Annotated in this window: 15 protein-coding genes, 1 tRNA gene and 1 pseudogene; 5 read left to right on the top strand and 12 right to left on the bottom strand. The window is 52.0% G+C overall.

Features of this window, described 5'->3' with window-relative positions; genetic code table 11:
• Positions 1-62: 62 nt before the first annotated feature.
• From EBA_RS24915 to EBA_RS11615, 3 genes and pseudogenes are all read left to right on the top strand, one after another.
• A pseudogene (locus EBA_RS24915) lies at positions 63-206 on the top strand (diguanylate cyclase domain-containing protein); the annotation flags it as partial.
• A 16-nt stretch (positions 207-222) separates the two neighbouring features.
• A complete protein-coding gene (locus EBA_RS11610) occupies positions 223-468 on the top strand; it encodes a GGDEF domain-containing protein (protein ID WP_229427401.1) in 246 nt (81 codons plus the stop codon).
• A 33-nt stretch (positions 469-501) separates the two neighbouring features.
• Positions 502-1,017, top strand: coding sequence for an aspartate carbamoyltransferase (locus EBA_RS11615; RefSeq protein ID WP_225616177.1), 516 nt, complete (start codon positions 502-504; stop codon positions 1,015-1,017).
• A gap of 45 nt (positions 1,018-1,062) precedes the next feature.
• Here the strand turns inward: EBA_RS11615 and EBA_RS11620 are convergent, their stop codons facing one another.
• The 4 genes from EBA_RS11620 to EBA_RS11635 are packed head-to-tail and all read right to left on the bottom strand — an operon-like array spanning position 1,063 to position 4,091.
• Entirely contained in the window at positions 1,063-1,449 is a 387-nt protein-coding gene (locus EBA_RS11620; protein ID WP_192374867.1) for a thiol-disulfide oxidoreductase DCC family protein, read from the bottom strand.
• An 8-nt stretch (positions 1,450-1,457) separates the two neighbouring features.
• Positions 1,458-2,189: an MBL fold metallo-hydrolase gene (locus EBA_RS11625; RefSeq protein ID WP_192374868.1), complete on the bottom strand. Its 732-nt coding sequence runs from the start codon at positions 2,187-2,189 to the stop codon at positions 1,458-1,460.
• A 39-nt stretch (positions 2,190-2,228) separates the two neighbouring features.
• Entirely contained in the window at positions 2,229-3,632 is a 1,404-nt protein-coding gene (gene fumC, locus EBA_RS11630; protein WP_192374869.1) for a class II fumarate hydratase, read from the bottom strand.
• Between the two features lie 12 nt (positions 3,633-3,644).
• Positions 3,645-4,091, bottom strand: a complete 447-nt coding sequence (locus EBA_RS11635; protein ID WP_192374870.1) for a ferritin-like domain-containing protein — start codon at positions 4,089-4,091, stop codon at positions 3,645-3,647.
• Between the two features lie 216 nt (positions 4,092-4,307).
• On the opposite strand from EBA_RS11635, the gene acnA reads away from it, so the two are divergent.
• The gene (gene acnA / locus EBA_RS11640; RefSeq protein ID WP_192374871.1) at positions 4,308-7,037 is read left to right on the top strand and encodes an aconitate hydratase AcnA; all 2,730 of its coding nucleotides are present in this window, start codon (positions 4,308-4,310) and stop codon (positions 7,035-7,037) included.
• A gap of 247 nt (positions 7,038-7,284) precedes the next feature.
• Here acnA and EBA_RS11645 read toward each other — a convergent pair.
• Positions 7,285-7,361 (bottom strand) — tRNA-Met (locus tag EBA_RS11645).
• A gap of 105 nt (positions 7,362-7,466) precedes the next feature.
• A complete protein-coding gene (locus EBA_RS11650; protein WP_192374872.1) occupies positions 7,467-8,279 on the bottom strand; it encodes a GlcG/HbpS family heme-binding protein in 813 nt (270 codons plus the stop codon).
• Between the two features lie 167 nt (positions 8,280-8,446).
• Between EBA_RS11650 and EBA_RS11655 the strand changes: the two genes are divergently transcribed.
• Complete coding sequence (locus tag EBA_RS11655) at positions 8,447-9,079, top strand: HEAT repeat domain-containing protein (RefSeq protein ID WP_192374873.1); 633 nt, start codon at positions 8,447-8,449, stop codon at positions 9,077-9,079.
• 13 nt (positions 9,080-9,092) lie between these two features.
• On the opposite strand, the gene EBA_RS11660 is transcribed toward EBA_RS11655, so the two are convergent.
• From EBA_RS11660 to EBA_RS11685, 6 genes are read right to left on the bottom strand one after another with little or no spacing between them, the layout of a single operon-like run.
• Positions 9,093-9,590: a phosphatidylglycerophosphatase A family protein gene (locus tag EBA_RS11660; RefSeq protein ID WP_192374874.1), complete on the bottom strand. Its 498-nt coding sequence runs from the start codon at positions 9,588-9,590 to the stop codon at positions 9,093-9,095.
• On the bottom strand, positions 9,574-10,509 hold the full coding sequence (gene thiL, locus EBA_RS11665) for a thiamine-phosphate kinase (protein ID WP_192374875.1): 936 nt from the start codon (positions 10,507-10,509) through the stop codon (positions 9,574-9,576). Before thiL ends, EBA_RS11660 begins: the two co-directional genes overlap by 17 nt.
• Positions 10,509-10,952 (bottom strand): transcription antitermination factor NusB, encoded by a 444-nt coding sequence (nusB, locus tag EBA_RS11670; protein ID WP_192374876.1) that lies wholly within the window; start codon positions 10,950-10,952, stop codon positions 10,509-10,511. The genes thiL and nusB overlap by 1 nt, the downstream gene beginning before the upstream one ends.
• A complete protein-coding gene (ribH, locus tag EBA_RS11675) occupies positions 10,952-11,428 on the bottom strand; it encodes a 6,7-dimethyl-8-ribityllumazine synthase (protein WP_192374877.1) in 477 nt (158 codons plus the stop codon). Before ribH ends, nusB begins: the two co-directional genes overlap by 1 nt.
• A gap of 45 nt (positions 11,429-11,473) precedes the next feature.
• Positions 11,474-12,586 carry a bifunctional 3,4-dihydroxy-2-butanone-4-phosphate synthase/GTP cyclohydrolase II gene (gene ribBA / locus EBA_RS11680; RefSeq protein ID WP_192374878.1) on the bottom strand — a complete coding sequence of 371 codons (1,113 nt, stop codon included), beginning with the start codon at positions 12,584-12,586 and terminating at the stop codon, positions 11,474-11,476.
• Positions 12,583-13,239, bottom strand: coding sequence for a riboflavin synthase (locus EBA_RS11685; RefSeq protein ID WP_192374879.1), 657 nt, complete (start codon positions 13,237-13,239; stop codon positions 12,583-12,585). Before EBA_RS11685 ends, ribBA begins: the two co-directional genes overlap by 4 nt.
• Between the last annotated feature and the right edge of the window lie 3 nt (positions 13,240-13,242).

Consider the following 13,242-nt stretch of genomic DNA (forward strand, 5'->3'; position numbering starts at 1 on the left):
GTTAAATACCCTTGCGCCTGAGTCAAATACGTAGTCGTCCGTATTTTTGCTCGAAATAAGTAGTGTCAAAATGCAACGCCAACATTCACGCGGCGGGGGACCACGTATTGCAAAGCTTCGCCGGGTTACTGACGTCGAAGTTACGGCAACGGGATACCTTGGCAAGGCTTGGCGGCGACGAATTCGCTTTGCTACTGGAGCACACGACAATAGATCAGGCCTATGACATTGCCAACGAATTGTGCGAATGCGTGCGGAAATTTGCGCCTGATTTGGGCGGGCCAAGAGTTTGCGGTCAACGCCAGCATCGGCATCAGCGCGCTGGCCGGTACCGCTGGCAATATTGCGGACGCACTGTACCACGCCGATTCAGCTTGCTACGAAGCCAAGAAAAAAGGCCGTAACCAAATCCACGTCTATAGCTACCTTGCCCGTCAATGCCCCGCGTTGCCAATATTCAATTGCTGACAACTGCATTTAGCAAAAAACTGGAGAAAGACCATGACAAAAATCTTTATAGTCTTCATCGCTCTGTTCATTTTTACCGCCATCCTGCACGCCGACGAAAAAAACACGAATACCCAAGCTAAAATCCTGGAGAAATCTTTGGACAGCTTATTACCTTACACAGTCGAGCAAACCGAGTCATCTTTTACCAAAACGAGACACGGCGGCGTGCAACATGTCGTAGCCAAATCCGCAACCGATAGCATGTTGATAGCATCGATTCAGACCCATTTGCGTAAAATGATCGGGCAATTCAGAAAAGGCGATTTTTCGACAACTGAACGCATGCATGGTGCCAATATGCCTGGGCTTATGCAGTTAAAAACAGCCAAATCGGCTGATATAAGATTCGCGTATCGAGACTTGGAAAATGGTGGCCAAATTCGTTATTACAGCGAATATCCGCAATTTGTTTCGGCGCTACACGAATGGTTTGACGCTCAGGCACGCGCGCATGGTAACGTCGATCTACCCAGCGATATACAGCACCATTTAGCTAAATCTGAATAATATCGCCTAACGGCCAATAAAAGTTGCCGCCGCAGAAGAATACCCTTATTGCAAACCTCTACGCTGCAACCGGTGATTTACCTGCCAATGATACATTCTGGCTAACAAGGGCCGAATGAATGGCAGACCAATCAACCAGGCGAGCGGTTTTAGCTTAGGCACTTTAGCCATCAACACGATGTAGGCATCCAACTCGGTGACGACACTGCCGTCGACTTTACGCACGTGCAATTCTGATAAGGCTAGTTTTGGATCGATGCCCAGCTCGCACAACCGGCTTTCCTGGCCGGTAATATCAAACCAACAGACTTGCTGGTCCGTAGCACCGGAGAGTTTTTGGTAGGAATCTCTGTCGCGGACGCATTTCGGACAGGCACCGTCATAATAAACGGTCAATGGCTGGTCATTTTGGCGTTCGGTATCGGCTGGCATGGCAAGCTTCACGTCACCGATAACAGCCGTTCGAATCCCGGCAGCCAGTCCGAAAAGTTTGCAACGTAGTTATAAGCACAAACCGTTTTAAGGGATTTCGTGCCGATGATTTGGTAAATCCGTTGCGCTTGTTTGCGGGTTTCCGATTCCGGTCCGTATGGATTGAAACACAGCCCGGATGACGTCAGAAACACGTAGTCGCAGATGAACAACACATCCCGGTAGATATAAAAGGTAAATCCCGGCGTATGGCCGCCGACGTGGTAAGCCTCTACGCCACGGTGGCTGAAGTCCTCAGTGAAACGCCGGTCGATGTCGAATAAATCGACCAAATGGTGCTTGGCATCCAGTTCATGCAACCAGACCTCGGCGTTCCAGATTCGCCGGTATTGATTAGACGCGCCTAGGAAATGGTGGTGGGTGAATAGTATGCTTTGCACCGGCGCCAAATCGCGATTAAATGCCGACGGCGAATCAATCCACACCGCACCATCCGCGGTTTCAATACGGTACGCGCTGTGTTCCAAACCCAGTTTCGGCTCCGACAGCAATTGGCTGACCACATCGTTTACCGGATGAACGGTGACGCGATAGGCCTTTTCGGCTTCGTCCCAAGCCATGAACTGATCGTGGTGGGCGCCGCAAAACGGGCACACGTCCGGCATCTCGCCGATCATGTTATAACCACATTGCAGGCAAACCCATTGTTGAGAGTTTTCCGGGAAGTCTTGGCGAGGCATTTTTCGATCTCCTAAAGTGTGGCGATGGCCATAAGAAAACTATTTTGTGCCGACCATGCGCGCCGGGCAAACGATGGCATCAAAACCTTCGGCACTAATCAAGCCGCTGGCAATAGCTTCTTCCCGCAGTGTACTGCGATTGGCCATCGCCGCCTTGGCGATACGCGCGGCATTGTCGTAACCGATCTGCGGCACCAAGGCGGTCACCAACATCAACGATTGCTGCATTAACTGCTCGATACGTTCAGTGTTCGGCACGATACCGGCCAGACAATGGTCGGTAAAACTGATGGCGGCGTCGGCGAGTAAGCGGATCGATTGCAAGACGTTGTAAATGATCACCGGCTTGAAAGCGTTAAGCTCCAGATGCCCTTGCGCGCCGGCGAATGTCACCGTCACGTGGTTGCCTATAACCTGTGCGCACACCATGCTCAAGGCCTCGCATTGGGTAGGATTGACCTTGCCGGGCATGATGGATGAACCGGGCTCGTTTTCGGGAAGCATCAATTCCCCCAAGCCGCAACGCGGCCCGGAACCCAGCAGGCGCACATCGTTGGCGATTTTGTTGAGGCTAACTGCGATGGAATTCAACACCCCAGAGATTTCCACCAACGCATCATGGCTGGCCATTGCCTCGAACCTGTTGTGGGCGGACACAAACGGCAAGCCGGTAAAACTCGCCACCTGTTCGGCAAAGGCTTCCGCAAAACCCGGCTTGGCATTCAGACCGGTGCCGACCGCCGTACCGCCTTGAGCCAGCGGGTACAAACGTTTAACACTGTCGTTAATACGCTCGATAGCTAGTTGTACTTGCGTGGCATAGCCTGAAAACTCCTGGCCTAAGGTCAACGGCGTGGCGTCCTGCAGATGCGTGCGGCCGATTTTGATGATGCTGTCCCAGGCCTGGGATTTATCGTGCAACACCTGATGCAGGCGTTGCAGGGCCGGAATCAGTAATTGATGCAATTGCTCAACTGTGGCGATATGCATCGCGGTTGGGAACACATCGTTGCTGGATTGGCTGCGATTGCAATGATCGTTGGGATGCACCGGTATTTTTGAACCTAGCGCGCCGCCGAGTCGTTCGCAGGCCAGATTGGCGATGACCTCGTTGGCATTCATATTGGATTGGGTGCCGGAACCGGTTTGCCAGATCACTAAGGGAAAGTGTTCGTCCAATTCGCCTTCTATGACTTTCTGCGCGGCTTCGGCAATCGCCTGCGCAATCGTAACGTCGATATTAACGACTTCGATGTTAGCCAGTGCCGCGCAACGCTTGACGATACCAAGCGCCCGAATCAGCGGCCTGGGCAGTCGTTCGTTACCGATTTTGAAATGCTGTAAAGATCGTTGAGTTTGCGCGCCCCAGTATTTCTCGGCCGGCACGGCGATTTCGCCAAAAGAGTCCATCTCGATCCGCACTTTGGAAGACTCCGCGTTCATGCCTTGATCCGCCTATAAATCGCCGGGTTTCAACAACATCTTACGCACTTCGCCGACGTGAGTTTCTTCCAGGGCACACAGGCGCCGCGCGTACTCTTCCAACAGCACATTGCGGCCGTTTACCAAACCCAGCAAGCGGTGGTATTCGGCCAGAGCTTGAGTTTCGTGCTCAAGCGATTCGCGTAAAATGTCGCCGATGTCGTGACGGTGGGTTTCGAGTAGCGGGCCAATGCCCAACGACGGATGCCCGCCCAAATGGGTGATCATTTCGCCGGCCTGGTTGGCATGCGTCAACGACTCCGAGGCTTGAGCACGCATCCACGACACGATCGGAATACGGTTGTAGCCGAACACCATCAAAGCATAGTGAGTATAACGCACGACACCCGCTAATTCGGCTTCCAGAATATTATTCAAAACGCTTAACACGGCATCTTGATCGATTTCGGTATTAACCATAACGCCCCCTTTGCATGTGGGATAAAGCCATTCGCACCGTAAAGCCGATCCGACAATATGGATAACGATAAGTTTGATTTTATAAACAAACTTTTGGGTTAAAGATGTTTGCAACGGCTAGCTCGCTAGGCTAAGCGAACTTAACCGCCTGTAGTGAGTCTTCCACTGTGCGGCGTTATCACGTCAGCAGCTCTCCAATCGACAGGAGAATTCATCATGGCAAATTTCGATCCTTTCGGTGTGATAAGGCCTTTAGGCCTCCCATCAGCTCCTCAGGCTACCTATTATTCATTACCTGATCTGAATGTCGGCAATGGGATGGGTATTGCCCGGCTCCCGTTTACCATCAAGATTCTGTTGGAGTCAGCGTTACGCCACTGCGACGGCTACCAAATCCACGAACAAGACGTCATCAAGGTGGCTGGTTGGCAAGCGCACGGCGTCCGACACGAGATACCTTTCAAACCCGCGCGGGTGGTGTTACAGGACTTTACCGGCGTCCCCGCATTGGTTGATTTGGCGGCAATGCGCGATGCGATGAGCGATTTGGGCGGCGATCCCAGCAAGATCAATCCGTTGGTACCGTGCGATCTGGTGATCGATCATTCGGTTCAGGTGGACTACTTCGGCAAGGCCAATGCCTTGGCCCAGAATGAAACGCTGGAGTTTCAGCGCAACGCCGAACGCTATACCTTTCTGAAATGGGGCCAAGCCGCATTCCGCAATTTACGGGTCGTCCCGCCTGCCACCGGCATCGTACATCAGGTTAATCTGGAATATCTGGCCTCGGTGGTATGCCGCGATAAAACTTCTAATGTCTGTTACCCCGACAGCTGCGTAGGGACCGATTCGCACACGACTATGGTCAACGGCTTGGGCGTATTGGCCTGGGGCGTCGGCGGCATCGAAGCCGAAGCCGTAATGCTGGATCAACCGATCTATATGCTGCTCCCCGATGTGGTCGGCATAAAAGTAACCGGCAACCTGCCAACCGGCGTCACCGCCACCGATCTGGTGTTACGGCTTACCGAGCTGTGTAGAGAGATTGGCGTCGTAGGAAAATTCGTCGAGTTTTTCGGCTCCGGCCTATCCTCGCTAAGCGTCGCGGACCGCGCTACCATCGGCAACATGGCGCCGGAACAAGGTGCGACGGTGAGCTATTTCCCCATCGACGATGAAACCCTGAACTACCTGCGGCTGACCGGACGTAGCGACACGCAAATTACGCTGGTCGAACATTACGCCAAACTGCAAGGCTTGTTTCGCGACAAGTCGACCGTAGACCCCGAGTTCAGCCAAATAGTCGAGCTTGAGCTTGCAGGTATAGAACCGTCGGTTGCCGGCCCAAAACGCCCACAAGACCGCGTCCCGTTGAGCCGGCTGGGACCGACCTATCGGCAAATGCTCACTGCGCCGGCCGGCAATCAGGGCATGGGTCTCGCGGCAAGCGAGCTGAATCGGCGAGACCTAGTAACTACTCGGGGCAGTAGCGAAACCCTAACCCACGGCGCTGTGGTGATTGCCGCTATCACATCCTGCACCAATACCAGCAATCCATCAGTCATGCTCGCCGCCGGCCTGCTGGCAAAAAAAGCAGTGGAAAAAGGTCTGAAAGTCAAAAACTACGTCAAAACCTCGCTGGCCCCCGGCTCGTTGGTGGTCACGGACTATTTGCAAAAATCCGGATTGCTGCCGTATTTGGAACAATTGGGTTTTTATCTGGTGGGTTACGGCTGCACCACCTGCATCGGCAATTCCGGTCCATTGGACCCGGCCGTGGAAACAGCCATACTCGAAAACAACTTGGTGGTTTCGGCGATATTGTCCGGCAACCGAAATTTCGAAGGCCGCGTACACCCGTTGACCAAGACCAATTATCTTGCTTCGCCACCCTTGGTAGTCGCTTATGCGTTGGCCGGTTCCACGGCTATGGACATCAGCCGCGATCTGATCGGCACAGGCAACGACGGCCATCCTGTCTATCTGAAAGACATCTGGCCGAGCAATCAGGAAATCACCGACACCATCCGCCAATTCGTCACGCCGGCGATGTTTAAACAGCGTTATGCCGACGTGTTTTCCGGTAGCGCAACCTGGCGGCAGATTCCGGTGGCCGCATCCGAACGTTATCAATGGCAGGCCGATTCGACTTACATCCGCAAACCGCCGTTCTTCGAAGGCATGTCCGCGCAAACGCAATCGATTGCACCGCTGACCGGCCTACGGGTATTGGCAATATTCGGCGACTCGGTGACGACCGATCATATTTCTCCGGCGGGGCAGATTGCCGCTGACTCGCCGGCCGCCACCTATTTATTGGAGCACGGCATAGCCCGTAGCGACTGGAATAGCTACGGATCGCGCCGAGGCAACGACGAAGTCATGAGTCGCGGCACTTTCGCCAATATTCGTATTCGCAATCTGCTGGTGCCGGGCAGCGAGGGCAACCTGACCGTTCACCATCTCAGCGGCGATCAGATTAGTATTTTCGACGCAGCGATGCGGTATAAGCAAACCGGTACGCCGTTATGCATTTTGGCAGGCAAGGAGTACGGTTCCGGTTCGTCGCGCGATTGGGCGGCCAAGGGGCCGTACTTGCTAGGGGTTAAAGTGGTGATCGCCGAAAGTTACGAAAGAATCCACCGCAGCAATTTGATCGGCATGGATATCTTGCCACTACAGTTTTTGGCCGGCGACACAGTGGCCAATCTCCAGTTAACGGGCAACGAGATATTTTCTGTCGATTTGAGTGACGCAATCACCAGCCGAGAAATAAGTGTTTCGGCCGCAGTAAAAGACGGTTCGGCTATCCGGTTTCAAACCATAAGCCGCATCGACACAGCCGTTGAAGCTCAGTACTATCGAGATGGCGGCATTCTTCGCACCGTGTTGAAAAAGCTAGTGCAACTTGCAATGCGCGAAACGGCAGTTCCGTCGCACTCGTAAAATACACCCTTAACTTTTCTAGTTGCACAGGGCAAAAACCCATCTGGAAGCTGCCGATAAGTAAGGCAAAGCAACCGCCAAGGATGGCAATTTTCCTGACTCAGCGATGAGCTCGCAACAATTGACACCCAATCAAGTAACACCGTTTTTTGTTGGCTCTTTTGGGAATGTTTTATTTCTAACTGCGACAAAATTGCGACAGTTAAAAAAAAGGCCTAGGTCGTTAAACCTAAGCCTTTGATTTGTCTGGTAGCGGGGGCAGGATTTGAACCTACGACCTTCGGGTTATGAGCCCGACGAGCTACCAAGCTGCTCCACCCCGCGATTGATTTGGCTAATTATACAGACTAAATAAAATTTAGCAAGCAATAAACATGCTATTAATTTCTATACGGCCATCTATTGTAAGGTGGGCTTGGTTTTAGCGGTTTACGGGTTGTTACCTATAGGGGCTGAGACGATAATCGCAGCATTTTTGACATCTTCATCGCCTATACATTTAGGGTGACCGAAGCCGTGAGCACTTTTACCGTTGGCATCCAAATCAAAGATAATATTGTCGCCGTTGGGGCCGGAAAGACCGGCTGGTACAAAATCCAACTTCAAGCTATCGCGCACACGCCAAGCGATATTATGGTCAGCACATGACGTGTCGCCGCTAACACCAACCGCACCGAGCAATTTGCCGCTTTCATTGTATAGCGCCAAACCACCGCCAAAAACGTTAACGCCTCCTACTCTACGACCATTCATCGGATCGTCATTTCTGCCGAATTTTTTTGCGTTACCGGCATAAGCCCAATTGGTATCGACAGGATTGCTGTGTTGCAAACCAAACAAGCTACCACCCGGTTGAACGGCGGAATAAAGATTGGCTGTCGACAAAGCCAATCCATCCAAATCAGCAGTTGGATTAGCGCCATCCGTCAAACTGAACGCATTTGCGGTATAGGCTTTTTGGGCTGAAATGACTCGGCTACCCAACCATTGCGCATTCAATCCGTCGCCGGATTTCGCGACCGCGCAAACAATACCGTTTGCGTTGACGACTGATGCCCACATATGAAACCCCAGACCGCCGTTAGCTTGAGCCTGCGCGGATTTAAGCGCGGTTTCCAACGCGGCGTGACTGACGGGGCAAACATTTTCCGATCTGTCGTCGTTATCGTTTCTATCGGCAAACGCCACGTTTGTGGCGGCCAATGCAAGAGTCGAAGCACAAAGTAATAATTTTTTATTCATTATTTCACCTGGTTTATAGTTGTTAAAAAGACTGCAGTGATGTTTGCAGGAAATTTCCAACATTTAAATGTTTGGATGACAATAAACTGCAAATCGGACGGGATTTTAGTCGCCGGTTACATTTACGGTCAACCATACAAAATCACCAACTGGCAAGCTTGAAATACATGTCAAAAATCAAACGCTTATTTATAGAAACGATTATTTGCCTATCCTTGACCGGTATCGCCTTGTGTTATAGAAATGAGATTGGCGAGGGATTTGTTTACAGCTACCAAAGAATCTTACCCGGTCATTCAAAGCCTGCTGCCGATAACGACTCCAATTCCATTAAGATGCGCGCCAACTTGCAACTACAACAACAAGCCCAATTAATTCTGAACCCAGCACCCGTCAACAACGAAACAAGCGATAACGAAAAACTAGAAATACTAAACGACGCACTGCACGAACTCGAAAGTGCCGAAGATGAATACGACAGGGAAATAGCGGTAATGACCCTGGGTGATTATACAGACGTGGCAGCCAAGCAAGGTATGATTACCGCGCTGCATGACACGTCCAAACTGGTGACGACTCAGGCCGTACGCCAAATAAACCACTGGCAAAATCCTGCGGATCGCACCGAGCTACTGTTGCTTGCGCTAGAAAACATGGACGACGAGATTGTCGAACAAACCCTGCGAACCATCACCATGGTGGAAGATAAAAGATTGATTGCCCGGATAAAACAACTTAGGAAACACCGCAACCCGGACATCAGGGACGCTGCTCAATTAGCGTTAAACTTGGCCCCTTAGCGAGAAATACCGCTCAAAACCAAAAACGCAAAACTATTGCGGCAAACAGGCCGGCAACGACATCGTCCAACATAATGCCGAACCCGCCTACCACATACCTATCCAGCCATTTAATCGGCCAGGGTTTAACAATATCGAAAAACCGAAACAGCACAAAGCCAGCTAATAAGCTCTGCCAGGAATAGCTGATACCGAACATTGTAATCAAAAACCCGGCAATTTCATCCCAAACGATACCGCCGAAGTCGTGGACATCGAGTTTTTTTGCGGCTTGGTCGCAAATCCAGATGCCCAGGCCGGCACTGATCAGCGTCGCCAATAAATAGATCGTATTGCTGGTTTGTAGCAAAGCCAAATAGACGGGAATAGCGGCGATAGTCCCCATGGTGCCGGGCATGGCTTTGGACAAACCGGAACCGAATCCGAAGGCCAGAAACAGCGTGGGATCTTTGACGATCTGCGCCGCAGTCAGTCGACTGTTACCGTAATGCTCTCTAAGAAAAATGCTCAAAACCCTTGACCTCGAAACTATTGACCTGCCCTGCCCGGTTAACCCGCAAACCCGGCACCGCTTCGATCATTCCTACGCAATAAGAACCAGCCGGCACCAAAGCCGACAAATCGGCGGACACGGTAAAACACAATTCATAATCGTCGCCAGCCGTCAAAGGCATGCGCCAATCGCCGCTTCGGGCTATGTAATCCATCACTTGACCGGATAAGGGCAAATCCTGCCATTGCAAACAGGCACCGACACCGCTTTTCTCCAGAATATGTCCCAAATCGGCCGCTAAGCCATCGGAAATGTCGATACAGGCATTGGCGACGCCGCGCAAGGCCAAACCTTGCTGGACACGAGCTTGCGGTTGGTTGAAGCATCGCAAGGCCAATTCCGGATCTGCGCAGGCATAGCCTTGCTTAATTTTCAGCCCCAAGCCAGCATTACCGAGCTGACCGCTGACATAAATCAGATCACCGACTTGGGCGCTGGAACGCAATAACGCCCTGCCCTGCGGCACCACACCCATCGCTTGCACCGTCAAGGTCAACGGCCCGGACGTAGTATCGCCACCGATCAGATCAACATGATGTTGACGCGCCAGATTGATAAAGCCTAGCGAGAAAGCTTGCAGCCAAGCTTCATCGACTTTGGGCAAGGTCAAAGCCAATGTCACCGCAAAGGGTTCGGCGCCCATTGCCGCCAAGTCACTGAGATTAACTGCCAACAGTTTATGACCAAGCAGTTCAGGATCCGCATCGGCAAAGAAATGCACGTTCTCAACCATCGTATCGGCGGTTACCGCTAATTGGTAACCGGCCGGGACGTTTAGTAATGCGCAGTCGTCGCCTATCCCTAATTGGTTGTACGGATGTTGCGGCTTATTGACCGCGAAATAGCGACGGATTAGGTCGAATTCGGCCAAGGCCATCAGCTTTGCGGTTTAGCCTTTTTTGCGGCAATCTCGACGGCACGCTGTTTCTGTGCGACTTTATCCAGTATGCCGTTAATATACTTATGGCTGCCGTCGGCGCCAAAGTCCTTAGCCAGATTGACGCCTTCGTTGATGATGACCTTATACGGCGTTTCCAAGCGGTTGATCAGCTCATATGCGCCGATACGCAGAATCGCGCGTTCCACCGGATCGATTTTTTCCACCGGCCTGTCGACGAATTCGGTCAACGCCGCATCGATCACATCCAATTGCTTAGGCACACCATGAAACAATTCGCTGAAATAGGTTTTTTGCGCACCTTTCAGATGCTCTTCTTCCAGAAAATAGGTTTCGATGCGAACCAGGCTCTCGCCTGACATCTGCCATTGATACAGCGCCTGTACCGCGCATTTTCTGGCGTTGGTTTTTGCTTGACTCATTAAAGACCCAGGTTGTTAAACAGACTGACCATTTCTATCGCCGACAAGGCAGCTTCCGCGCCTTTGTTACCGGCTTTGGTGCCAGCACGTTCGATAGCCTGTTCGATGCTGTCTACCGTCAACACCCCAAAAGCCACCGGCACATCATATTGCAAAGCAACCTGAGCGATGCCTTTTACGCATTCGCCGGCCACATATTCGAAGTGTGGTGTGCCGCCGCGAATTACCGCACCCAATGCAATAATCGCATCGTATTTTTTGCTGGCGGCGATGCGTTGCACCACCATCGGTAATTCGAAGGCGCCGGGCGCTTTTACCAGGGTGATGTCGTTTTTATCCGCACCATGGCGAACCAGTGCATCGATTGCGCCACCTTCCAGCTGCTCGACGATAAAGCTGTTGAAGCGTGAAGAAACGATGCAAAACTTGCCGCCTTGCGCGGAAAAATTGCCTTCCAGAGTAGTGACTGTCGCCATGTGTTTACCTGTTGTTGAATGATTGAAATGTTTTAAAACCCACTATCAATGCGTCGCATCGATATGCTCGACCACTTCCAGATCGAAGCCGGACAAGCCTATGTATTTTTTCTGAGCGCCCATCACCTTCAAGCGCCGCACCCCCAAATCCGACAAGATACGCGAGCCGGCACCGGTGGTGCGCCAATCGGCATCGGCACTCAAGTCTTGGCTGTTTTTGACGCCGTGATCCTGCATTTGGTAGGTATGAATCAGTTCCACCAAGTCTTTGTTATTTTCTTTTTGACGGATGATCACCAATACGCCGCGACCGGCTTCGGCGATATTTTTCAAGGCCTCTCGGACCGGCAGACTGCAATCGCTACGCTTGGAAAACAATAAATCGTCGATTAAATTGCGGGCATGGACCCGCACCAACACCGGGTCATCGCCTGCCACGTTGCCCATCACCAAGGCTAGATGCACATTATCGTCGTTGCAGTCTTGGTAGGCGTAAAGCCTGAAGTCGCCGAATTCGGTCGGATAAACGCATTCGCTGATGCGCTCCAGCGTATTTTCGTGTTTGATGCGGTAATGAATCAAATCGGCAATGGTGCCAATTTTAAGATCATGCTGCTCGGCAAACACCTCCAGGTCAGGCCGGCGTGCCATCGAACCGTCGTCGTTCAATATTTCCACAATCACGGCTGCCGGCTCGACGCCCGCCAACCTGGACAGGTCGCAACCGGCTTCTGTGTGGCCAGCCCGGTTTAGTACGCCGCCGGCTTGCGCCATCAATGGAAAAATATGTCCGGGTTGCACCAGATCGCTCGGTTGCGCATTTTTTGCCACCGCCGCCTGTACTGTCAACGCGCGGTCGGCGGCTGAAATACCGGTTGTCACACCTGTAGCAGCCTCAATCGACACCGTAAAATTGGTGGTGTACGGGGTATTGTTGTCGGTGACCATCAGGGGCAAACGCAATTGCTGGCAACGTTCGCGGGTCAAGGTCAGACAAATCAGACCACGGCCGTATTTGGCCATGAAATTAATGTCTTCCGGCCGGGCAAAAGCCGCCGCCATCAACAAATCGCCTTCGTTTTCCCGGTCTTCATCGTCCATGATGATGACCATTTTGCCTTGGCGGAGGTCGTCGATGATTTCTTCTATGCTATTCATTTAATAAAGCCTGCGTTTTGTAATAAGGCCTCGGTGACACCGCCTTGGCAGTACGCCGCCGCTTCGCCTTTCATTAAGCGTTCCAGATAGCGGGCCAGTAAATCCACTTCCAGATTCACCTCGCTGCCTACCTGGGTGCTACCTAGGGTGGTTTCTTGTAAGGTATGCGGCACAATGTTCACGGAAAAATACGCGCCGTCCACACTATTGACAGTCAGACTGATGCCATTAATACAGATTGAGCCTTTCTCGGCGATGTATTTGGCCAGCACATCCGGCGCCTTGAATTTGAAGCGAATCGAGCGACCGTCGGCCTGTTTCTCGATCACTTTGCCGATGCCATCGACATGACCGCTGACGATATGTCCGCCCAGCCGGCCGGAGGGCGTCATCGCCAACTCCAGATTAACCGGCGTACCGGTAGTCGCCGTTTTTAAAGTCGTGCACGATAAAGTCTCGTTGGAGACATCGGCAAAAAAATAACGCTCGCCCAATTCGACGGCGGTCAAACAAACACCGTTGACGGCAATACTGTCACCTAGTGCGCAACCGACTAAAGACAGTTTGCCCGTGTCGACTTTCAACCGACAGTCGCCGCCGCGCGGCTGGATGCTGGCGATTTTGCCGACTGCAAGTATGATACCTGTAAACATTGT

The sequence above is a fragment of the Methylomonas albis genome, assembly GCF_014850955.1.
GTDB lineage: Bacteria > Pseudomonadota > Gammaproteobacteria > Methylococcales > Methylomonadaceae > Methylomonas > Methylomonas albis.